Origin of the sequence: Streptomyces orinoci (assembly GCF_003121295.1) — a bacterium.
Lineage (GTDB): Bacteria > Actinomycetota > Actinomycetes > Streptomycetales > Streptomycetaceae > Streptomyces > Streptomyces orinoci.
The window spans coordinates 46,868-65,535 of the sequence record NZ_PHNC01000013.1 but is presented as its reverse complement, the minus strand read 5'-3'; the positions used below and the strand labels follow the sequence as shown (position 1 = coordinate 65,535).

The following is an 18,668-nucleotide window of genomic DNA, read 5'->3' as shown; positions in this document are numbered from 1 at the left end:
TACGGACGGACAAGGCGTACTCGGGGCCGGCCTGCCCAGAAGGCGGCCCGATGGGGCAGATGCTCAGCCCGCCACCCGCCACAGCTGGACGACATACCGTTCCAGCCCCGTGAACAGCGGCGGATCCGAGGCCTCCTGCCGGGCGCGGGCCGCCGGGCCGCCGCCGTGCCGGTAGAGGCGGACGCCATACGGTCCCGGTTCGAGCAGTTCCATCGGCTCGCCCGCCGGGCCGTGCGGCACCGCCCAGGCCGTCACGGCACCGGAGGGTACGTCCAGCACGCACTCGCCCAGGGGCGTGCCCGCCGGCTCCGGCGGCGGTGGCCCGTCCCACAACTCCAGCCGCAGACCGGCGTCATGCATGGCGACGGTGCTGGCCACCGTCAGCCCGCTGTCATTGACCGCGAGCTGCCGCCCCGCAAGCGCCGGAAGCGCCCAAGTCCGGTCACTGAAGGGGGCGTTCTCGTCACACAGGGCAAACTGCCCGCGCTCGACCGCCACCAGCAGCTCGGACATGCGCACCATCGTCGTCACGCCGACCTCCCGGTACCACAGACACCACCTGTGCCTCGCTCAGCACCGTACCGCCCCCACCGTAGCCCGGCAGCGGGCCGCGGCAAGAGGGTGCCGGGGTAGGTCCAAAGACGGATGACGATCCCGCTCCGGGCCGATGAACAAGATCGGTGCGGGGATGAGAGCGTGAGCGCATGACCGATACCGACAACTGGCCGGAGCATCTCGCCGTGGGAGCCGTGCGGTTCGCCCGGCCGACCGCCAACTACGAGGAGATTCTCGCCTTCTACCGGGACGACCTGGGTCTGCCCGTGCTCGCCGCCTGGCGGGGCCACGCCGGCTATGACGGGGTGGTGTTCGGACTGCCGGGCACCCCGGTGCAAATGGAGATCACCCAGCATGGGCAGCCGCCCACCGTTCCCGAACCACACCCGGAGAACCAACTGGTGCTCTATCTCAGGGGCGCTCAGGCGCGCGATGTGGTGGTGCGGCGGCTGGAGCAGCGGGGCCACCGGCAGGTGAAGGCGGCCAATCCTTACTGGCCCGAGCATGGCGCCGCCCTGTTCGAGGACCCGGACGGCTGGCTGGTGGTGCTGGCGCCATGGGTGTTCGGCGAGGACCCGGTGCCGCAACCGCGTCCGCTCCCCGACCGCTAGGGAGCCCGCACCAGGCCGCGGACGGCACCTGGCCGGCGTACGCCCGCCGGCCGAGCACCCGCGCGACCGGGGGCGGGGGTAGCCCGCCCGCGCCATGGTGCCGGGCGCGGGGGGCCGGTCAGCCGGGGAGGGTGAGGTCGGGGCGGAGCCGGTTCCAGACCGCGTTGCGCATCTGGCGGCCGGTGGTCCAGCCGGTGTAGCTGATCTCGGCGACCAGCCGGGGTTCCACCCAGTGCGCGTCCGAGGCGCCCACCGGGGAGGCGAAGGGGGAGTCGGCCCGGGGCAGAGCGGCCAGATAGCTGCCCAGCAGGCGGCGTTCCTCGTCGGAGAACCCGGTGCCCACCGCTCCGACGTACCGCAGGCCGTTGGCCTCCGGGATGCCCGCCAGGATCGCGCCGGGCAGACCGGCGAGCGCGCCCCGGCCCTCCGTCCACCCACCGATGAGCACTTCCAGGGTGAGCAGGTGCTTGACCTTCCGCCAGCGGGGCGAGACCACGCCGGGGATATAGAGGGAGGACAGCTCCTTGCAGACCACGCCCTCGAAGCCATGGCGCAGGGTGGCATCCCAGGCCTGCCGGGCGTGCCCTTCCAGATGTGCCGGGGTGGACCAGTTCCGGCCGTTGAGGTCCAGCCCGGACAGCACGGCCCGGCGCTCCCGGTAGGGAACGGTCAGCAGCGACTCACCGTCCAGGAACATCACATCGAAGAGCATCAGATGGGCGGGGTACTTCATCGCCAGATGGGCGGTGCGGCGCGGGTTGAAGATACCCACCCGCTGCTGGAGCAGGCCGAAGTCCGGCCGTCCGCCTTCGTCCAGGACCACCACCTCACCGTCGAGGACGGCCGGTCTGCCGCGCAACTGCTCGCCCAGCGCCCCCAGTTCGGGATAGGTTCCGGTCACCTCGTGGCCGCCCCGGTTGAGGATCCGCAGAGTGCCGTCGCCCGGTGCGTTGAGGATGCACCGGGCGCCGTCCCATTTGACCTCGAAGCCCCAGTCGGCCTCGGTGTCCACCGGCAGCGGGCCGGGGGTGGCCAGCATGGGCCGGAGATCCGGTAGGGCGCCGGGCAGGCGCACGGGGGAGAAGGACATGGCGCCGGCGGTCAGCGGGAATCCCGGTGTCTCATGCCGGCCACACCCCGCTGCCGCCGCCCCGCCATTCGATGATCGATGGGTTGTCAACATCCACATCCTCCAGCCCAGCGCGGCGCAGGAACTCCACCAGATCGTCCAGACCGCGGGCCTTGCCCACCGACTGGTCATGGATCTTCACCAGCCGTTTTCCGTCCACCAGCGGGTGCACGACGACCGGCGGTTGCTGTTTGTCCATATGGCCAGGCTCCGGGCTGCGGCCCGCACGCGCACTCCGGGGCGTGCGAAAGGGGCATCTCCCTCGGCGAGTGGCGTAAGGCGGCAGGGCCATCGCACGGGCGTTCTTAATGGCCCGTGAGATCCGCTGTTCCTGCTGACGAGTGACGCCCGCGACCCGGCGGCCCGCCGCCGGGGACGGGGCTGAGGGCGGGTCTGAGGGCGGGTCTGAGGACGGGTCTCAGGACGGGTTTCGGGAAACGCGGTCGAGGAACTCATCGAAGCTGTGCGGTAGTTGCTCCCAGGCGGTGCGGCCGGCCGCGTACTCGGCGTCGGTGAGCAGACAGGAGCCCAGCAGCTCGGCCAGCCCCTGGCGGTCCAGGCCGGGGGAGGTGAAGACAAGGCGCTGGCAGCGGTCGCCATGGCGGGGGTGCCAGTCCAGGGAGGCGGCCAGCCGGCGTTCCGGCGGGACCAGGTCCCAGGCGGCGTCCGGCAGCGCGGCCAGCCAGGGCCCGGCGGGCTCCACACAGAGCGCGCCGCCCGCCGCCTCCCAGGACAGCAGGGTGTCGGGCCGGTCGGCGAGCCAGAACCGGCCCCGGCTGCGGGCGGCCGCACGAGCCAGGTCCTCCAGGGCCGAGCGCAGCCGCTGTGGATGGAAGGGCCGGTCCGCGCGCCAGGCCAGGGTGGTCACCCCGTGTTCATCGGCGTTCTGCGGCAGCAGCGCGCAGGAGGGGTGCTGCCGGGCGGCCGCCGCGGCCGGGTCGAACCCGGCCAGCAGGGCCGGGCCCAGGGATCCCTCGCCGACCCGCGACAGCCGTGCCGCCGGGGTGAGCTGGCGGAGCAGGGCGAGGGCGGCCCCGTCCGCCTCGGTCTCGCCCCCGGCCAGGGCCACGACTGTGGGGTATTCGATCTGCCGGGCGAAGGTATCGGCCACGGTGCGCCGGTCGGTGGGGGCCGCGGCCAGGCCGGCCTCGGTGAGGTCGTCGCCATTGGACAGACAGGCCGGCACCAGGGCGGGGTCCACGGCGGTGGCCACCCCGGTCAGGCGCAGCGCCTGCTGCTCGGCGGCGATCACCGAGGCCATGATCTGGGGTTCCACCGAGTCCCAGAGTTCCACCACGGCCAGCCGGTGGGTTCCGGCCGAGGCCAGCCGCAGCAGTTCGGGCACCAGGTCCGCGCGCAGGGCGCAGCAGGCGCAGTCGTTGACCAGCGGGGTGTCGCCGCTGTCCAGGGTGCCCAGCCGGTCGCGGACGGTGCGGTGCGCCAAGCCATGGGCGGCGCCGGACAGGTCGTGGTGCAGGACGATGGTGCCGGGCACGGTCCGCAGGACCTCCCGCACCGCCGCCCGCCGCGCGTCGGCGCACAGACCGCCGATCAGCGCCACGGGGAGTCGCCTCATCGCGGTCAGCGCTCCTCTCGGAACTCGACATGGCGTCCGGCCACCGGGTCGTACTTACGCAGCGTCAGCCGCTCCGGGTCATTGCGGCGGTTCTTGCGGGTCACATAGGTGTAGCCGGTTCCGGCGGTGGACCTGAGCTTGATGATGGGGCGCAGTTCGTTACGGGCCATGGAGCACACCGTACACGCAATTGGTTTTCATTTTCATCTCGTCGTCGGCCGGAACACCGTGGCGGGCCCGGACGTTGCCCCCGGGTATGAAGATCAGCGAAGCGTCCAAGGCCAGCGGCGTCAGTGCCAGATCCCTGCGCTACTACGAGGACGAGGGCCTGATAGTCCCCGGCCGTTCCGGCAATGGGTACCGCGACTACTGCACCTCGACCATCGACCGGGTCCTGGTCATCCGCTCACTGCTGGAATCCGGGCTCCCGGTGCGGCTGATCAGGGAGGTCCTGCCCCACCTCACCGACGCCCCGGACGGCGAACCGGGCACGGTATGCGCGGAGTTCCTGCACGAGGTGCGTGACTACCGCGACCGGCTGGCCGCCCGTATCGCCGAGCTCAGCGCCCAGCGCTCGGCCCTCGACGCCTTCCTGCTGGAGGCCCGGCCCCCAAAGTCACCGGCCACCGCTTGACCTTGACACCGGCGTGAAGCTCATACGGTGCCGGACATGGAGATCAACGAGCAGCACCACAGCCACCGCACCGAGAACACCATGCGAGCCCTGGTCCAGCACTCCCACCACGGGCCCCGCGACCTGACCCTGACGACCGGTCACCGCCGCCCCGTCCCGGGACCCGGCGAATACCTGATCCGGGTCGGCGCCGCGGGAGTCAACTTCGCCGATGTGATGCAGACCCTCGGCACCTATGGAGGAGGACCAACGGCGCCCTATATTGCGGGCTTTGAAGCGGCCGGTGAGATCGTGGCCGTCGGCCCGGAGGTCGCAAATCCGCTCGCGGTCGGCACCCATGTCGTGGGAGCGGGCCCGGGCGCCTTCGCGCAGTACATGACGATGCCGGCGGCTGGAGTGCTGCCCGTCCCCGCCGGCTGGCAGGACGCGGAAGCCCTCGGCCTGGTCCTCAACTGGGCAACCGCACTGGCGGCATTGAGGCCACTGGGCGGGATACGGGCCGGTGAAGCGGTGCTCATCCATGCCGCGGCCGGCGGCGTGGGGCAGGCCGCCGTCCGCCTCGCGCGTCACTATGGCGCGCGGGTGATCGCCACGGCCTCCCCGGCCAAGCACGGAACCGTCAAAGCGCTGGGCGCCGATGTGGTCCTGGACAGCGCCCGGCCCGGTCTTTCCGAGGAGATCAAGCGCCTGACCGGCGGCGTTGACCTGGTCCTGGAATCCGTGGGCCAAGCCACCTTCCAGGTCAGCCTGGCGGTCACCAAACCCTTCACCGGACGCATCGTCGTCTTCGGCGCCGCTTCCGGCGACGCCGCCCTGACCACCCACGACCTGGTCTTCACCCACCAGGTCCAGGTCAAGGGCCTGCACATCGGCGCACTGGCGACCGCGGCCCCGGACCTCTACCAGTCCTTGCTCGCCGAGCTCAACACCCTGATCACCAGCGGCGTTTACCCGCCCGGCACTCCCCAGGTCCACCCCCTGGCCGAAGGCCCGGCCGTGCTCGGGGAACTCCAGTCGGGCCGCACCCATGGCAAGCACGCCCTCGACCCATGGCGCTGAGCCGCCCCCCTGTGAGCTCCGGCATGGCGGGCCGGGTTTCCGCACCTTTCACACGGCCAAGAGTGCGGAAACCGGGCCCACTTCGGAGGGCGGGCCCTCAGTTGGGGGTGGTCCAGGTCCCCCTGGACGGGTTCCAGTGAATGGTGACCTTCTGGAACCTCTGGGCCCTGCCGCCGCCCGCCTCGTCCACCTCGTCCGTCAGGGGATAGCCCACCGCATGCTCATGCCCGGCATTGTGGAACGCCTGGTAGATCTCGCCGTGCACCATATGCGCACCCGTCGGCTTCGACCATAGGATCAGCCCCCGTTCGAAGAACTGGTACCGGCCCCGCGTCCCGTCGGGTGCCAGGGCCGCGTCGGCCTCGTCCATGGTCGGAAAGCCCCAGGCCCGTTCCGCGTCCGTGGCCCAGAACTCGCCGAGGATGTCGCCATGGACCGCGAAGGCCGCATCCGGGTGCCAGATGATGATCCCGCTTTGGAACTGCTGGAAGCGGCCGCCCATCATGGAGTCGCGCTCGCCCCTGACCGGCGGGCCCAGCACACCGCCCGGGCCGCCCATGCCGTTGTACTTCGCCCCGATCGAGCCATAGGGCATCAGGTCGTCCAGCCGGTTGTAGCGGCGGGGGGAGAAGCCACGGAGCCCATTGCCCCAGGCCCGTTCCTCGGCCACATGACCGTCGTCGTACTCCTCGCGCACCACCGGCTGGGTATGGGCGTCGTCCGCCCACCGGACGAACAGCGCCACATGGTGCCAGCCGCCGGAGTCCCGCAACAGGGCGTCCCCGGGCTGCAGATCGTCCGCCGGAATGTCGGCGGTGACGTTCCACAGGTGCAGGGTGTCCAGGGACTGGCTCAGATGCCAGGCCATCGAGACAAAGCCCGAGCAGTCCGGGCGGTAGCAGCCGAACTGGTTGCGGTAGCAGCCGACATTGGCATACGGCACCTGTTCGGCGACCCATGACCAGGCGCGGTCCATCACCTCGCCGCGCCCGATCGGCCCGTCCTCGTCCGAGGCGGTCGCCGCCGGTGCGGCGGAGAGTGTGGTGGCGATGGCCGCCAGGGTCAGCGTGAGCGCCCCCATCGCACGCCGGAGCAATGGACGTCTCATGGCTGCCCCTCGTCTGGTGTGGGTGGTGAAGGTGATCCGGAACAGCTCCGGAACAGCCGTTGAAGCAGGGCGCTTTGCGGCCTGGCCTCAGGACCAGCTCTGGTACTGGCTGTCGTTGCAGGCCCAGGTGCGGAAACCCTGGGAGCTGTCGTCGATGCACCGCAGGGTGGACTGGTTCTGGAAGCGGACGGTGCCGTCGTCCCAGACCTTGACCCACCAGCTCTGCTCCGGAGCCGAGCTGCAACTGCCCACGGTGCGGAAGCCGTTGTCGGTGTCCTCGATACAGCGGCCGGTGTTGACGTTCCGCAGCTGGCGGGTGCCGTCGTTCCAGACGTGGACGGACCACTTCTGCGGGTTGCTGCCATTGCAGCTCCAGGTGCGGAACCCGTTGTCCGTATCGTCCATACAGCGGCCGGTGGCCTGGTTTCTGAAGGTCTGGACGGCGTCCTGGGCACCCGCCGGGCTCGCGGTGGCCTTGGGCGCGGGGGCGGCACCGTGGCCCAGGGCCAGGGCGCCGGGCGCCGGGCCGAGGGAAACGATGACAAGGACCCCGCCCAGCAGGAGCGTTCGCATGCCGCGCATAGTTCTGCTCCGTTCCGCTGTCTTCGGTTGGAGGAGTGCACCGACGGGTGGAAGGTAGCGGCGGCGGGGCCGGGCCGGTCATCCGGGACGATCCGGAGTGACGGGTCCCGGAGCGAAGAGCTGAGGCCGGGCTCACCGGCCCGCTCCGGCGGCAGCCCCGCACCGGTTTCGTGGCGGTATGGGTTACGGTGGGCGGGCCGTCTGACCGCCGTAACGCGACGCGGAGAACATGTCCCACCCAGCACCGCCCAGCCCCGCGCCGTCCCGCGCCCTGCCCGCGGCCCACGGCCCGCGCCCGCGCCCCGCCGTGCTGCGGGCGGCGGTTCTGGCGGTGGTGACGGCGGGCACGGCGGTGCTGCTGGCCGGGTGCGCCGATACCGGAACGCCACAGAGCGCCGGGCGCACCCCGGCCGTCTCCGGCCCGGTGCGGCTGTGGCCGGACCGCCCGCCCGCCCCGCCGCCCTCCCCGGCTCCGGGCGGGGACAACACGCCCATGCCGCTGCCCGCGCTGCCCCGGGTCCCGGCCGGGGACATCCACAAGGTGCCCGTGCTCTCCGTCGTCCGGGCCCAGCGCGACCTGGACGCCCGGCGCGGGGCACCGGCCTTCGACAAGGGCACCGAGAACCGGATCCGCGCCTGTAACGACACCCGCGAGCCCTGCCCGGTGCGGGCCGCGGAGTACCACGACCTGACCGGTGACGGGAAGGACGAGCTGATCGCGGGCGTCGAGGGCACCGGACACACCCTGGCCATCTGGGTCTACACGGTCAGGAACGGTGTGGTGCACCGGATCCTGGACGCCGCCGGGACGCCCAAGTCGGTGGAGGTGGCCGACGACAAACTGATCATGCGCGAGCCCACCGAGACGCCCGGGTACGAGATCCGCTCCGTCTACGCATGGGACGGGCAGGTCATGGTGCTGCAGTCCACCGAGTACGACTGGCACTCTCCGTCGCCCGCCGCCTCCCCGGGTCGTATGCCGTGAGCCCCCGCCGGCCGTCCCCGCCCTGGCGCCTGCCCGCCTGGACGGCGACCCTCTATTGGAAGACCGCGGTGTTCATCACCGTGATGTGCTGCCTGCTGGCCGTGGTGCTCGGTGTGCTGGTGCATGTCCTGGTGGACCGGCAGACGCAGTACCGGATGCGCGGCGCGGCCCTGGCGGAGCTGGACCGCACCGTGACCGCGTATGTGGCCGGGCAGCCCCTCGGCGCGGACGCGGCGGTGGACCCGCCGGATCTGCCCGCGCCGCTGCGGGAGTTGGCGGCCGGACGGCATGAGCGCGGGACCCAGCTCGGCGACCATCAAGGGCATCCCGTGATGTGGGCCGCCACGCCCGTGACCGGCGGCAGGGTGCTGGCGGTACAGCTGGACTACAGCCAACAGGCGGCCGGCCTGCGCGGGTTGGACGAGGCCATCATCGGCTCCGCCGGTGCCGCGATCGGCGTCACCCTGCTGATTGGACTGGCCTCGGTCTCCCGGATCACCCGCCGGCTGCACCGCACCGCCCGGGTGGCACGGCGGATCAGCACCGGCGACCTGGACGCCCGGGTCAACGACCCGCGTGCCAGGCGTCCCGGCGGCGCCCAGGACGAGGCCGCCGCCGTGGCGGCCGCCCTGGATGCGATGGCCGCCGCCCTGCAGGCCAGGCTCCACAGCGAACAGCGCTTCACCGCCGATGTGGCCCATGAGCTGCGCACGCCCCTCGCCGGACTGCACGCCGCGGCCGAACTGCTGCCGCCCGGCCGCCCCACCGAGCTGGTACGCGACCGGGTCCGCACCCTGGTCCGGCTGACCGAGGACCTGCTGGAGATCTCCCGGCTGGACGCCCAGGTGGAACGGGCCGACCTCGGCACCCACCGGCTGGGACCGCTGGCCGAGCGGGCGGTACGGGCCACCGGCACCGACACCGAAGTACGGGTGGTCCGGGACGCCGAGGTGGAAACCGACCGGCGCAGACTCGAACGCGTACTGGGCAACCTGGTCACCAACGCCCATAAGCACGGCCGCCCGCCCGTGGTGGTCACCGTGGACGCCGAGGTCATCACCGTACGGGACCATGGCGAGGGCTACCCGGCCTACCTCCTGGACCAGGGCCCGCAACGGTTCCGCAGCCAGTCGGGCGGCTCGGAGAGCGGCAGACGGACCGGTCATGGCCTGGGCCTGACCATTGCCACCGGACAGGCCCAAGTCCTGGGCGCCACCCTGCACTTCACCAACGCCCCCGACGGCGGCGCCCTGGCCGAACTCCGCCTCCCGCCCCGGCCGCCCGTCCACCGGGCCGAGGGTCCTGACCTTCCCTGACGCAACGAATTCCGGTGAGTGCCACGCGCAGTGAGCGCGCCGGGATCTCGCCAGTCCTACCCATGACTTCAAGAATCATACGGACAACTACGCCTATTGACGTTGTGCGTTCATCAATTTAAGGTCGCGGGACTCTTGGAAGAGATCAAGACCACGGAGAACAATGACGTACTCTCCCGGCGCGCGGCCGCGTCCTGCCCGTCTTTGCGCACTGCTGCTCGCAGGCGTACTCATCGCCGCGGTACCCCCCGCGGCCGCCGCGCAAGTGCCGCAACCACCCTCCGCCGCCCGTCCTTTCACCCCCGCCGCCCCCTCCGGGGAGTGCCGCACGGGCGACGGCTGGACCCTGGACAGCACCCGTATCAACAGCGACGACATCCACCACGCCTATGTCGGCAACGGCTACCTGGGACAGCGTGTACCGCCCAATGGCGCGGGCTACTACGCCGGCGGGGGCAAGACCGGCTGGCCGCTCTACACCCCGGCCTATGACGGCTCCTTTGTCTCCGGGCTCTACGCCCACAACAAGCAGACCGCTGGGGACCGGCAGGCCGCCGCCGCCCTGCCGACCTGGACCGGTCTCACCGTCGGCACCGGTGGCGAACACCCCGATACTTTCAACTCTTTGACAAAACCGGGCCGAATATCCGGATACCACCAGACCCTCTTCCTGCACTGCGGCCTCGTCCGGACCTCCCTGACCTGGACCGCCGCCGACGGCCGCAAGACCGACCTGGTCTATGAGGTGCTCGCCGACCGCGACGACCCGCACACCGGCGCCGTACGGCTGAGCATGACCCCGCGCTGGAACGGCGAAGCCACCGTCACCGATCTGCTGGACGGCCGTGGCGCCCGGCGTATCCACCAGAGCGCCGGCGGCGACCGCACCAAGGGCACCGGCCGCGACGGCCGGACCATGGATGTGGCCTTCCGCACGGACGGCACCGGCACCGACGGTGCCGTGGCCTCAACCCTGCGGCCCGGAGAGGGCGTCCACGCATCCAGCGACCAACGCGCCGGCGTTGCCAGAGACTTGAGTGCCAAACAGTCCCTCAGCTTCCCCGTTCGCAAGGGCCATGCCTACCAACTCACCAAGTACATAGGCGTGGACACCGCCCTGACCTCGCGCGCGCCACGCCAGGACGCCACCACCGCCTCACTGCGCGCCGCCCGGCGCGGCTGGGACGCCCTGCTGCGCGCCCACACCGCCGCCTGGGCCCGGCTGTGGCGATCGGACATCGAGGTGCCGGGGCAGCGCCAACTGCAGGAATGGATACGCTCCGCGCAGTACGGGCTGCTCGCCAACACCCGGGAGGGCGCCGCCAACAGCATCGCCCCGACCGGACTGACCAGTGACAACTACGCGGGCCTGGTGTTCTGGGATGCCGAGACCTGGATGTACCCGGCCCTGCTGGCCACCGCACCCCAACTCGCCAAGACCGTGGTCGAGTACCGCTACCGCACCCTCGCCGGAGCCCGCGAGAACGCCCGCAAGCTCGGCTACCCGGGGCTCTTCTACCCATGGAACAGCGGTAGCAAGGGCGATCTGGCCCAGGAGTGCCACAGTGTGGACCCGCCCCACTGCCGCACCCAGATACACCTCCAGTCGGACATCTCCCTGGCCGTCTGGCAGTACTACCTCGCCACCGGCGACACCAACTGGCTGCGGGAGCACGGCTGGCCGGTGATGAAGGGCATAGCGCAGTTCTGGGCCGGAAGGGTCAGCCGCGACACCGACGGCAGCTACTCCATCAAGGACACCGCCGGCCCCGATGAGTACAGCAATGGCGTCAATGACGCGGTCTTCACCAACGCCGGAGCCGTCACCGCCCTGCGCAACGCCGCCCACGCCGCCCAACTGCTGGGCGAGCGCGCACCGGGGGAGTGGACCGCGATCGCGGACCGGATCCGCATCCCCTACGACGCCCAGCGCAAGGTCTTCCTGCAGTACGACGGCTACCGGGGCAGCAGGATCAAACAGGCCGACACGGTGCTGCTGATGTACCCCCTGGAGTGGCCGATGCCACAGGACGCCGCGGAGCACACCCTGGACTACTACGCCCAGCGCACCGACCCCGACGGCCCCGCCATGACCGACTCCGTCCACGCCATCGACGCCGCAGCCACGGGTGTACCGGGCTGCTCCGCCTACACCTATCTCCAGCGCGCCGTAAGGCCGTTCGTCCGCGGCCCCTTCGCCGAGTTCTCGGAGGCCCGCGGCACCAAGGCGGGTGCCGATGACCCGCTGTCCGGCTCGCCGGCCCAGGACTTCCTCACCGGCAAGGGCGGCTTCCTGCAGATCTTCACCAACGGTCTGACCGGCATGCGCATGCGCCAGGACCGGCTCCACCTCGACCCCACCCTGCCCCCGCAGCTCGCCCAGGGCGTCACCCTGCACGGCCTGCACTGGCAGGGCCGTACCTATGACATCGGGATCGGCCCCCGGCACACCACCGTGCGGCTCACCGGCGGCGCGCCCATGACCCTGGACACCCCGCAGGGCCAACGCGTCCTCACCAAGGCGGCCCCGGCCGTCCTCGAAACCCGCCGCCCCGACCTCACCCCCACCGGCAACCTGGCCCGCTGCACCGCCGCCACCGCCTCCTCCGAGGACCCCGGCATGTACGCGGCCGCCGCCGTGGACGGCAATCCCGCCACGGCCTGGGTCCCCGCCGGTCCCGACGGCGAACTGACCACCGACCTGGGCAGGACCGTACGCGTCACCAAGGCCGCCCCCGTCTGGAGCGGCCCCGCCCCTGTCTCATACCGGATCCAGCTCTCTCCGGACGGCCGGCACTGGCACGAGGCCCCGCACGGTGGGGCGGTGTCCGCGCGATATGTACGCGTGATGCTCCACAGCGCGAGCGCTGCCAAGTCCCGTACGGGCATTGCCGAACTGACCGTCTCCTAGCGGGGCAAACGTGCTCTCCTTCCCCTGCCTGCGGCACCCCCGGGCAGGGGACCTTCTCCTGGTGCGTGTTGGAGAACCCGTGCTCGGCGGGGTGACGGTGGCGGATGCTGCTGGTCGTGGCGTCGGGCAGGGCTGGGCCGCGGTCTTGCCGGGAGCGCTCTGATCCGCTGCCATCGGGGATGGCGAAGTCGGCGTTGTTCTGTTCACCGAGGTGCCGGGTGCGGGCTTGTCGCGCTCCGGCGGCGTCGCGCGACGGCGTTACGGAAACGCCGTAGACGAACGCCGCCCCGGCCCCGTGCGTCTCAGTTGCCCTGTGACGCAACTTCGGGATTCCTTAAGCGTTCTCAGCGCTTGCGACCGATCTGCGGTCCGGTCGAAGGCGAGGAGGCGCGGGTTGGCGGCGCTGGCGGTGGTGCGGGATCTGCGTGAGTACCGGGATCCGGTCTCGGCGGAGGAGCTGGAGCGGTTCGAGAAGGGGGCTGTCGCCATTGACCGTGTCGGGGCAAGAGCGCGACGGTGCAGCTGGACTCGGTGAGGGCGAACGGCCTGTTGGCCGCGAAGCTCCAAGGTGCCCGGCAGTTCGCGGCTGGCAGTGCCTCTCAGCGGGTGGCGACCTGCTGATCGTGCTTGATGCGGGTGAGGAAGAAGTCCCGGACGTCCTGGGCGAGCAGCTCCGGCATCTCCATCGCGGCGAAGTGGCCGCCGCGCTCGAACTCCGACCAGTGCCTGATGTCGTACAGCCGCTCGGCCAGCGGTCGCACCGACTGCGTGATGTCGTGCGCGAACACCGCCACACCCACCGGTACCGGGCACGGCTCGATCCGCCGCGGAGTCTCGCGGTGCAGCCGCGCCGAGGAAGCGGCGGTGGCGGTCAGCCAGTACAGCGAGATGTTGGTGAGCATCCGCTCGTCGCTGATTGTCGAGCCAGGGTCGGTCCACTGTGCGAAACGCTCAGCGATCCAGACCAGCTGGCCGACCGGCGAGTCGGTCAGGGCGTAGCCGAGGGTCTGCGGGGTGGTGGCCTGCAGGGCCTGGTACGGCGGGCGATTCGTCATCAGCTGCCTGACCTTGTCCAGCCGGGCTTCATCCGTCTCTGACAGTTCGATGTCGGCATCCGGGTCCGGCCGGGTCGGCAGGTAGTTGACGTGGACCCCGACGACCTGCTCGGGTGCCACCGCGCCGAGCGCCAGGGAGATGCCCGTGCCGAAGTCGCCGCCCTGCGCGCCGTAGCGCTCGTAGCCGAGGCGGCGCATCAGCTCGGCCCAGGCCCGCGCGACGCGGACGATGTCCCAGCCGCGCTGGTGAGTCGGCCCGGAGAAGCCGTAACCCGGGATGGACGGAATCACCAGGTGGAAGTCGCGCGACAGCGGCTCGATCACGTCGAGGAACTCCAGGAACGAACCGGGCCAGCCGTGGGTGAGGATCAGCGCGAGCGCGTCCGGCTTCGCAGACCGGACGTGGACGAAGTGGATGTTCTGGCCGTCGATCTCGGTGGTGAAGTGCGGAAGCTCATTGAGCTTGGCCTCATGCGCACGCCAGTCGTAGCCGGTGCGCCAGTACTCGGCAAGCTCCCTGAGCCGCGCCAGTGGGAAGCCGTAGTCCCATCCGGCGTCGGCGACCTCGTCCGGCCAGCGGGTGCGGGAGAGGCGGTCGGTCAGGTCGTCGAGGTCGGCCTGGGGTATGTCGATGCGGAACGGCTTGATCATGGTTTTCACTCCAGGGATTCGTTAGAAGTCCAAACGTTCGTAGCGCTAATGAAAGTAGACTGTTAGTGGAACTAACACAAGAGGCGGAGGATCACCCATGAGCCCGACCCCCAACCCCACCCCGGCCCGGCTGCGTACCATCCCCAGCCGCCTGCTCGCCGGGGCCGCGCTCGCCGCCGACCGGCTCGTCAGCGAGCGCCTGGCCGCCGAAGGTGCTCACAAGTGGCACTTCGCCGTGCTGGTCGCACTCGCCGAGGCCGGCGCCGCCAGCCAGGCCGAACTGAGTCGTCGCACCGGCATCTACCGCAGCGACATGGTCGCCGTCCTCAACGAGCTCGCCGACGCTGAATGCATCCGCCGCGAACCCGACCCCGCCGACCGCCGCCGCAACGTCATCACCCTCACCCCCACCGGCCGCCACCGCCTGGAGCGCCTCGATACGCTCATCACCGACGCCCAGCGCGAACTCCTAGCCCCCCTCACCCCCGACCAGCAGGACGAACTCACCCGCCTTCTCGCCGTCCTGACCGAGCACCACCACCCCCCGCACGGCGCGCAATAGCCCATCCACTCGCACCGTCCCGAGCCTTGCCCCCGTCGATGGCTCCTCGGGTCGTCCTGAACCTGGTGACCCTGGGCGCCGACCTGCGCGAGCGCGGCATCGGGCTGCACGATCGAGCAGGGCATCGACACCTCCACCATGGAGGACCGGGCGATGTTCGGGATGCTGTCCGTGCTCGCCGGGCTCCATCGCGAACTGATCGTGGCGAACACCAACGACAGGCTCGCCTCGGCGCGGGGCCGGGGCCGGGCGGGCGCCGGCCGAGGCGCACCGCGGGCCAGGCCGCGCTCGCTCAACGGCTCTATGACGAGCGGGAGAAGACTGTCCAACAGATCGCCGACATGTTCGGCGTCCCCCGGCCGACGGTGCACGGGCACCTCGACAAGACCAACCCATGACCAACTGCTCGCCCGCTGCCCGGCCTACCGGGAGCTCACCAACGCCCAGGTGCTGCGCGCTGCCGGTGGCGCCTGACAGGGGTGGCCGGCTCCATGGCCCTATCGGTCACCCCCTCGGCAGCGACGCCATCGCCTCGCGCAGTTCGACCCGAAGCCCACCTCACCACTGCACCGCGCGGTCGATCTGCGACTGGTCCAGCCTCTACTCCGTCCTCACCGGCTCCTTGTCAGGGCCGTCTTCGTCATCGCTGACACCGGCTTTCCACCCGACGACCCGGCAGGTCGGGGACGGCTCACCGTCATGCGGCATCAACGTTCACCGCCGCTGTGGGACACGCACTGAACTTGCTTTTTATCTTCCAGCCCGCCCAAGCACGTGAGCCGTGCCTTTGACCTGCACCTCTCAGCCTGCTGCTGAACCCGGGTGAGATGCTTTGGCTCATGATTGAGCCGCCTCTGATCGGCATCACGCCGGTGATTCCGCCCGTTGCCGTCTCCTGGCGGCGCATCGACACATGGCTGGCCCGGCACGCGCCCTCTCGACTCGCAGAGCTTGCTCCTCCGGCTTCACCGGATGACGTCGACCAGCTTGAAGTCGCGTTGGGCGTACGTCTGCCCGCCGATCTGCGCGCGTCGCTGCTGTGCCACGACGGGGATTCGTCCTATCTCGGCATCTTGCCGTGCGGCCCGCTGTACTCCACGGATGCAATCGCCGACGTGAGACAGAGGCGTATGGAGATCTGGGAGGGCGAGGACGATCCGGACGAGCAGGAGACCCCTTGGTGGGGAACGCAGTGGATCCCCTTCGCTGGTGGCGACGGCGATGAGCACTTCATCGACGCGGGCACGGGCTTGTGGCGTGACCATCTCGGTCGCGCACCGCATGCCGACTATGCCTGCTTCCTGGGGTGGCCGAGCCTTGGAACCTGGCTCCACGAGGTGGCCGAGGCCATGGAACACCACGATCGGACCGACTGGCTCGACTCCGTCGCCCATCCCTCCGTAGACGAGGACGGAGAGATCGACTGGTGAGTCGAGGGACGCGCTGTTGAGTCCGGTGGGTCGTACTCGCCTCGGCATGTTTGGATCGCTGTGGCATCCGGCATCGAACGACGTCTCGCACTGGGTCGCTCACCTGGGCATTCGCCGGACACTGGGGCGGCCTTCGTCTGATCATGTGCTCCGACCAAGGTGCACGTGACTACGACGAAGGCGGTGAGGGTGAGTCTGCTGGCTGGTGCTGTCCGGAGGGAAGCGTTCGCGGAGGTGTCACGCTTCCGGGGCGAGTTCTACGAGTGTCTGAGCGCCCGGCGTGACGAACTGTTCGAGCTTACGGACGCGCTGCTGTGCGTCGATGGGCCGGTGGTCTCGCCGGTGGACCTGACGCTGGTGCCCGAGCATCGTCGTGGGCACGGAGCGTTGTACGGAGCCCTCAACCACGGCCGGATCGACGTCGACAGGTTGCGGTCCGTGCTGGCCGACATGCCTTTGCCGCGCTTTGATGGTGGTCGCCTGGTGCTGGCGGTGGATGTGTCGCCGTGGCTGAGGTCGGACACCGGGATCCTGGACGTGGTCCGCCTCGGGCCCGAGGATGACGCGACCGCGGCCACCGCCGCCCAGCTGAGGGCAGGGGCCGAACGGCTCATCGAGGCGGGCCAGTGGACGCCCGGCGACCCGGCCATCACGATCGTCATGGACGCCGGCTACGACGTCACCCGTCTGGCCTGGGTGCTGCGGGATCTCCCTGTCGAGTTGGTCGGGCGGATCCGCAGCGACCGGGTGATGCGTTTGCCGAAACCACGGAGGATGCACGGCGTCAACGGTCGGCCGCCCAAGCACGGGCCGGAGTTCCGCTTCGCCAAGCCCGAGACTTGGCCCGAACCGGCGATCATCACGACCACCGACACGGTGAACTAGGGAAAGGCCGAAGCCCAGGCGTGGGACCGGGTCCACCCGAGACTGGCCCACCGTTCGGCCTGGCTGGATGTGGTCCTCGAAGACCGGCGCCGCCCCGGCGGACGTGGACCTGTGGTGGCAGGTGTTCCTCAGGAGATTCGATCTGGAGCACACGTTCCGTTTCGGGAAGCAGACGCTCGGCTGGACCACCCCGAAGCTTCGTGCTCCCGAGGCGGCGGACCGCTGGACCTGGCTCCTGGTCGTCGCCCACACCCAACTTCGTCTCGCCCGGCCGCTGGCCACCGATCTGCGCCGGCCCTGGGAGAAGCCGGCCAAGCCCGACAGCCTCACCCCGGCCCGGGTCCGCCGCGGGTTCAGGAACATCCGCGCGCACCTGCTCTGCCCGGCCCGTGCTCCTCAACCGACCGGCACCGGGCCCGGACGCCCCCTCGGCTCGAAGAACCGGCGACCCGCCACCCGCTACGACGTCGGCAAAACCGTCAAACGCCCCGAGACCCTCAAAGCCATAGGCAAACCTGGCAGATCTTGGTAGATAAAGAACAAGCTGAACGTCACGCACAGAGGCGTGGGAGGAGCCCAATCGGGCTTGCCCACACGCACTTGGCCCGCGTTGCAGCCCATTGCCCCGGCCGACGGTGGTGTTCGTCCGCCGCCGGCCGGGGCGAGGATGCGGGAGACCGTTCAGATGCGGTCCGCGGCGATCAGCAGATAGTGGAAGCTGCCCTCGCGGTAGGCGGTCAGGAAGGGCTCCTCGATGCCGGTGGCGACCGAGGAGCGGGCGCGCAGTTCCCAGTACGGGATGGTGGGGGCCGTCAGGTCCACGACGTTGATGGGCACCAGGCCGTTGGCCGCCATGGCCTTGAAGTAGGCACTGCGCGGATGGATGTTGCAGGTGTAGTGCTCGTCGATGCGGCTGACGGCCTTGGAGCGGCCGCCGGTGACATCGTTGTAGCAGCCGGTGATGACGACATAGCGGCCACCATGGGCCAGCAGCCGGGAGTATTCGGCGAAGAGCTCGAACAGGTCCACATACATGGTGGATTCGTTGTTCCAGATGCCCTGCAGGGCGCCGGTGGGCAGGCCGGTGTCCAGCATATTGCGGAAGTGGTAGCGCACCTTGTCGTCCACACCCCGCTTGCGGGCCTGGGCGTTGGCGAACTCCACCTGGGACTCGGAGATGGACACGCCGTCCACCTGGCAGCCGAAGCGGGCGTTGGCCATGATGCTGGTGCCGCCCCGGCCGCAGCCGGCGTCCAGCAGGCGGTGTCCGGGTTCGATGGGGCCGAGGTGGTCCAGGAGGACATCGGCCTGGGCGGATTCCAGGCGGTGCAGCTCCTCGATGATGCGCGCCTCGCGGGTTTCCTCCGGGCCTTCCAGGACCGAGGGGTCGTAGTCGCCGATCCCGTAATGGTGGTGGTAGAGGCCGTCCACATCGCCGAGGCGCAGATTGACGGGGTCCTTCTCGCTGTTCCAGTAGTCGGCGACCGCCTTCTGGTAGGCGGTGCGCAGGACCTGGGCGGGGGCATCCGGAGTGATGGTCATGGTGGGTGCTCCTTACGACATGCCGGTGCTTCCAGGGCGTTGAGGGTGTGCGGAGGGGACGCTCGGCGCGGTGGGCG

The 18,668-nt window shown here is 70.4% G+C and carries 18 protein-coding genes and 2 pseudogenes; 10 read left to right on the top strand and 10 right to left on the bottom strand.

All coding sequences use genetic code 11. The annotated features are described in order from the left end of the window. Window positions 1-63: 63 nt before the first annotated feature. Window positions 64-531 carry a hypothetical protein gene (locus tag CV755_RS10820; protein ID WP_153068642.1) on the bottom strand — a complete coding sequence of 156 codons (468 nt, stop codon included), beginning with the start codon at window positions 529-531 and terminating at the stop codon, window positions 64-66. Between the two features lie 173 nt (window positions 532-704). Between CV755_RS10820 and CV755_RS10815 the strand changes: the two genes are divergently transcribed. After that, window positions 705-1,166, top strand: coding sequence for a VOC family protein (locus tag CV755_RS10815; protein WP_109279972.1), 462 nt, complete (start codon window positions 705-707; stop codon window positions 1,164-1,166). 118 nt (window positions 1,167-1,284) lie between these two features. Here the strand turns inward: CV755_RS10815 and ligD are convergent, their stop codons facing one another. The 5 genes and pseudogenes from ligD to rpmG form a co-directional block, all read right to left on the bottom strand. Next, a complete protein-coding gene (gene ligD / locus CV755_RS10810; protein ID WP_109279971.1) occupies window positions 1,285-2,256 on the bottom strand; it encodes a non-homologous end-joining DNA ligase in 972 nt (323 codons plus the stop codon). 31 nt (window positions 2,257-2,287) lie between these two features. After that, entirely contained in the window at window positions 2,288-2,494 is a 207-nt protein-coding gene (locus CV755_RS10805; RefSeq protein ID WP_153068641.1) for a hypothetical protein, read from the bottom strand. 96 nt (window positions 2,495-2,590) lie between these two features. Then, window positions 2,591-2,647: pseudogene (locus CV755_RS37145) on the bottom strand (30S ribosomal protein S18); the annotation flags it as partial. 66 nt (window positions 2,648-2,713) lie between these two features. Then, the gene (locus CV755_RS10800) at window positions 2,714-3,871 is read right to left on the bottom strand and encodes a CobW family GTP-binding protein (protein WP_109279969.1); all 1,158 of its coding nucleotides are present in this window, start codon (window positions 3,869-3,871) and stop codon (window positions 2,714-2,716) included. 5 nt (window positions 3,872-3,876) lie between these two features. After that, window positions 3,877-4,041 (bottom strand): 50S ribosomal protein L33, encoded by a 165-nt coding sequence (gene rpmG, locus CV755_RS10795; protein ID WP_109279968.1) that lies wholly within the window; start codon window positions 4,039-4,041, stop codon window positions 3,877-3,879. A gap of 86 nt (window positions 4,042-4,127) precedes the next feature. Between rpmG and CV755_RS10790 the strand changes: the two genes are divergently transcribed. Both CV755_RS10790 and CV755_RS10785 read left to right on the top strand, forming a co-directional pair. Further along, window positions 4,128-4,505, top strand: coding sequence for a MerR family transcriptional regulator (locus CV755_RS10790; RefSeq protein WP_109279967.1), 378 nt, complete (start codon window positions 4,128-4,130; stop codon window positions 4,503-4,505). A 36-nt stretch (window positions 4,506-4,541) separates the two neighbouring features. Continuing rightward, window positions 4,542-5,564, top strand: coding sequence for an NADPH:quinone oxidoreductase family protein (locus tag CV755_RS10785; RefSeq protein WP_109280063.1), 1,023 nt, complete (start codon window positions 4,542-4,544; stop codon window positions 5,562-5,564). A gap of 97 nt (window positions 5,565-5,661) precedes the next feature. Here CV755_RS10785 and CV755_RS10780 read toward each other — a convergent pair whose 3' ends face one another. Continuing rightward, window positions 5,662-6,672, bottom strand: coding sequence for a hypothetical protein (locus CV755_RS10780; RefSeq protein WP_241561120.1), 1,011 nt, complete (start codon window positions 6,670-6,672; stop codon window positions 5,662-5,664). A gap of 87 nt (window positions 6,673-6,759) precedes the next feature. Next, window positions 6,760-7,245: an RICIN domain-containing protein gene (locus CV755_RS10775; protein ID WP_161968662.1), complete on the bottom strand. Its 486-nt coding sequence runs from the start codon at window positions 7,243-7,245 to the stop codon at window positions 6,760-6,762. 238 nt (window positions 7,246-7,483) lie between these two features. Between CV755_RS10775 and CV755_RS10770 the strand changes: the two genes are divergently transcribed. The 3 genes from CV755_RS10770 (at window position 7,484) to CV755_RS10760 (ending at window position 12,466) form a co-directional block, all read left to right on the top strand. Continuing rightward, window positions 7,484-8,239, top strand: coding sequence for a hypothetical protein (locus CV755_RS10770; protein ID WP_241561119.1), 756 nt, complete (start codon window positions 7,484-7,486; stop codon window positions 8,237-8,239). Continuing rightward, window positions 8,236-9,555 (top strand): sensor histidine kinase, encoded by a 1,320-nt coding sequence (locus tag CV755_RS10765; protein ID WP_241561118.1) that lies wholly within the window; start codon window positions 8,236-8,238, stop codon window positions 9,553-9,555. Before CV755_RS10770 ends, CV755_RS10765 begins: the two co-directional genes overlap by 4 nt. A gap of 163 nt (window positions 9,556-9,718) precedes the next feature. Next, window positions 9,719-12,466 carry a discoidin domain-containing protein gene (locus CV755_RS10760; protein ID WP_109279963.1) on the top strand — a complete coding sequence of 916 codons (2,748 nt, stop codon included), beginning with the start codon at window positions 9,719-9,721 and terminating at the stop codon, window positions 12,464-12,466. 599 nt (window positions 12,467-13,065) lie between these two features. Here CV755_RS10760 and CV755_RS10755 read toward each other — a convergent pair. Then, window positions 13,066-14,172, bottom strand: a complete 1,107-nt coding sequence (locus CV755_RS10755; protein WP_109279962.1) for an epoxide hydrolase family protein — start codon at window positions 14,170-14,172, stop codon at window positions 13,066-13,068. Between the two features lie 97 nt (window positions 14,173-14,269). On the opposite strand from CV755_RS10755, the gene CV755_RS10750 reads away from it, so the two are divergent. From CV755_RS10750 to CV755_RS10735, 4 genes and pseudogenes are all read left to right on the top strand, one after another. Beyond that, a complete protein-coding gene (locus tag CV755_RS10750; RefSeq protein ID WP_109279961.1) occupies window positions 14,270-14,734 on the top strand; it encodes a MarR family winged helix-turn-helix transcriptional regulator in 465 nt (154 codons plus the stop codon). Window positions 14,735-14,872: 138 nt separating this feature from the next. Next, window positions 14,873-15,208 (top strand): hypothetical protein, encoded by a 336-nt coding sequence (locus CV755_RS10745; protein WP_338323642.1) that lies wholly within the window; start codon window positions 14,873-14,875, stop codon window positions 15,206-15,208. Between the two features lie 365 nt (window positions 15,209-15,573). Beyond that, window positions 15,574-16,164: an SMI1/KNR4 family protein gene (locus CV755_RS10740; RefSeq protein ID WP_161968661.1), complete on the top strand. Its 591-nt coding sequence runs from the start codon at window positions 15,574-15,576 to the stop codon at window positions 16,162-16,164. 189 nt (window positions 16,165-16,353) lie between these two features. Beyond that, window positions 16,354-17,581 (top strand): annotated as a pseudogene (locus tag CV755_RS10735) (transposase). A gap of 149 nt (window positions 17,582-17,730) precedes the next feature. Here CV755_RS10735 and CV755_RS10730 read toward each other — a convergent pair. Then, a complete protein-coding gene (locus tag CV755_RS10730) occupies window positions 17,731-18,591 on the bottom strand; it encodes a geranyl diphosphate 2-C-methyltransferase (protein ID WP_109279959.1) in 861 nt (286 codons plus the stop codon). Window positions 18,592-18,668: the final 77 nt, after the last annotated feature.

Coding starts and splice junctions, on each gene's coding strand:
- CV755_RS10745 (WP_338323642.1), top strand. CDS start 14,873: ATGGAGGACCGGGCGATGTTCGGGATGCTGTCCGTGCTCGCCGGGCTC.
- CV755_RS10740 (WP_161968661.1), top strand. CDS start 15,574: ATGATTGAGCCGCCTCTGATCGGCATCACGCCGGTGATTCCGCCCGTT.
- CV755_RS10760 (WP_109279963.1), top strand. CDS start 9,719: ATGACGTACTCTCCCGGCGCGCGGCCGCGTCCTGCCCGTCTTTGCGCA.
- CV755_RS10805 (WP_153068641.1), bottom strand. CDS start 2,494: ATGGACAAACAGCAACCGCCGGTCGTCGTGCACCCGCTGGTGGACGGA.
- ligD (WP_109279971.1), bottom strand. CDS start 2,256: ATGTCCTTCTCCCCCGTGCGCCTGCCCGGCGCCCTACCGGATCTCCGG.
- CV755_RS10790 (WP_109279967.1), top strand. CDS start 4,128: ATGAAGATCAGCGAAGCGTCCAAGGCCAGCGGCGTCAGTGCCAGATCC.
- CV755_RS10770 (WP_241561119.1), top strand. CDS start 7,484: ATGTCCCACCCAGCACCGCCCAGCCCCGCGCCGTCCCGCGCCCTGCCC.
- rpmG (WP_109279968.1), bottom strand. CDS start 4,041: ATGGCCCGTAACGAACTGCGCCCCATCATCAAGCTCAGGTCCACCGCC.
- CV755_RS10815 (WP_109279972.1), top strand. CDS start 705: ATGACCGATACCGACAACTGGCCGGAGCATCTCGCCGTGGGAGCCGTG.
- CV755_RS10755 (WP_109279962.1), bottom strand. CDS start 14,172: ATGATCAAGCCGTTCCGCATCGACATACCCCAGGCCGACCTCGACGAC.
- CV755_RS10800 (WP_109279969.1), bottom strand. CDS start 3,871: ATGAGGCGACTCCCCGTGGCGCTGATCGGCGGTCTGTGCGCCGACGCG.
- CV755_RS10750 (WP_109279961.1), top strand. CDS start 14,270: ATGAGCCCGACCCCCAACCCCACCCCGGCCCGGCTGCGTACCATCCCC.
- CV755_RS10780 (WP_241561120.1), bottom strand. CDS start 6,672: ATGAGACGTCCATTGCTCCGGCGTGCGATGGGGGCGCTCACGCTGACC.
- CV755_RS10785 (WP_109280063.1), top strand. CDS start 4,542: ATGGAGATCAACGAGCAGCACCACAGCCACCGCACCGAGAACACCATG.
- CV755_RS10775 (WP_161968662.1), bottom strand. CDS start 7,245: ATGCGAACGCTCCTGCTGGGCGGGGTCCTTGTCATCGTTTCCCTCGGC.
- CV755_RS10730 (WP_109279959.1), bottom strand. CDS start 18,591: ATGACCATCACTCCGGATGCCCCCGCCCAGGTCCTGCGCACCGCCTAC.